Source organism: Cryomorphaceae bacterium 1068 (assembly GCA_027214385.1).
Lineage (GTDB): Bacteria > Bacteroidota > Bacteroidia > Flavobacteriales_D > Cryomorphaceae > JAKVAV01.
In genome coordinates, this window is record JAPVXR010000034.1 from 1 (window position 1) to 2,270 (window position 2,270).

At 44.7% G+C, this 2,270-nt stretch carries 2 protein-coding genes; both read right to left on the bottom strand.

Translation table 11 applies throughout. The features are described 5' to 3' along the window. A partial coding sequence (locus O3Q51_18325) for a hypothetical protein (GenBank protein ID MCZ4410779.1) occupies positions 1-1,109 on the bottom strand: 1,109 nt, incomplete at its 3' end. Positions 1,110-1,397: 288 nt separating this feature from the next. Then, on the bottom strand, positions 1,398-2,270 hold an 873-nt coding region (locus tag O3Q51_18330), incomplete at its 5' end, for a T9SS type A sorting domain-containing protein (protein ID MCZ4410780.1).

A 2,270-nucleotide genomic window follows, 5' to 3' on the forward strand; every position in this document is an offset into this window, starting at 1 on the left:
GTCAATGTCAAGAAGAAAGCAGGGTCTGGCTCTGCTCCGAATGGACCACCTGAACCTGATCCGGGAACGGGGTCAAACTCTAAAATGTACTCACCCGGTACAGGTGTATTTGGAATGGTAAAACCTGTAAGGCTGTAGTCAGTGGTTTCATCAGGACAAAGATCATTGTCGATTCCAGCCTGATCTACAACACCCGCTTCACAAGCAGTAACTGGTTCGCAACCTGCATCTGCAGCTGTAAGGAAATCAACTGTCACAGCAGTAAGTGAGTCGCAAAAAACACCTGCTACTACAACCCCACCAGTCAAAATCCACTCACCTGTCATTGCAGGAGCTCCACCTGCAGTTGTTAAGACATTATCAATAGAAACGAGAACGTCTTCGTTTTCAGCTCCTGCACCAGGTGCTCCAAGAGTCAAAATGAAAGATGGGTCAGGCTCTGCGCCGAAAGGACCACCTGCACCTGAACCGGGAACAGCATCAAAGGTGATGGCATATTCTCCCGCTACAGGGCTGTTTGGAATAGAAACACCAGTCGCAGCATAGTCGAAAGCTACGAAAGGACACACCTCAGTAGGGATTGTAGCCGCATCAAACGTCCCTGCCTCACAAGCAGTTACAGGATCCGGACAACTTCCACCGCCCAAATATGTGATCTGTGGAAAGCCATTATCTACAGTAAGACCGGTTGTCGCACCGCAATTTCCTGCTTCGTTAATAATAATGGTGTATTCACCCGATTCAGTAGCAGTCCAGGTGATAGCACAAATGCTTCCAGCGTCCAAGCCGAAGGCATCAATAGCACCACTTGGAGCAACTATAGTGTAATCAATATCCCACACAGTTCCACCTAATCCAACACCCGCAGCTGAATTACACGCACTGAATTCATAAGTAGCACCTGCCTGAACATTAGCCATCAAATAAGATTCTGCTTTCCAAATCTCAAAGGCCGTAATGGCATTGGTAGCAGGGGCCGGATCAGCGCATGGAGCTCCACCCTGGTTATTAAAATTGACGTAAGGCCCGTCATTAAAGGTCTCACACTGTGAAAACACAGAGGACGCGGAGAATGCAATCGCCGCGCAAAAAAGGAAAAACTTCTTCATAATAAATGGTTTAGTTAAAACAAAAGGTTTAAAGAAGAGAGTAGCATCATTTTACTCTCTTCCGAATTTGAAAGTACTTACAAAGCTTCAGATTATCAATTAAATGACAGAGAAAGATTTTCTCCAATGCTCATTTCCAAAATCTGAATAGCTCCTTTTTTAATAAGCCAGGTAAAAGAATGCACTGGTTTGCCCACCAAACTAAAAAGGCTGTGACAGGCAAGGGTATAGTACAAAAAAAAAGGGACGCAATTAATGCGCCCCTTCGATAACTATATCTGAAATGGATTATTTCAATACAACTTTAGAAGTTGAAGAAGTTCCATTTTCAAGTACTTCAATAACATACAGTCCTTTCTCGAAAGAAGAAAGATCTAAGCTCAGGAAGTTTGAACCTTCGTTTACTGACATGTTGTAATCAGCCACAGCTTTTCCAACTACATCAAATACACGAACGTTAACTAAACCTTCCAAACTTGCTTCATACTTCAAGTTAACCGCGCCTGTTGATGGGTTAGGGAAAACGTCAAATGACTTCTTCACTGATGAGCTTGCGCTCTTGCTAACCGTTCCAGTCATGATATTTGGGTTCTGGTAAACAGGATCCCAATTATCCATAGTCTGAGATACCACAGGTGCCAGTCTTACAGACCCTTTTTTAACAGACTGGAGACTCTCTGGCTGATCAGATACTATACTAATGGCAGAACCTGCAGGTGGGAAATTGAACACACTTACAAAATCGGAGTAAGGACCAGCAATTGTGGTGGGATTTTGTTGACATCCGCAGCGCACTCTGAAATTGATCGTAGCGAACGGATAAGGTGCCAATGCACCTACACCAGCTGTAAAGGAACTAGATGTAGGTCCTCCAACGATGATACTTGTTTGAGCATCAGGGTTGTTAATATCTCCAACTCGTGCATTTACCTGACAGCCAATTTGACCGTTGATTGGTGTCCAAGAGAAGGTGATTGAGCCATTTGGATTTTGCACTGCACTCAAGCTTGCGTTATCAACCGCAGGGTAAGGAGATTCGCAAGGAACAACACCACCACAAGCAGGGTCATTCTCGTCCAAGAAGTCGATCACTACGGCAGGAACGCTGTCGCAAAGTTCTGTTCCCGTAAGAATCGCACCACGAATACTCCATTCGCCTAA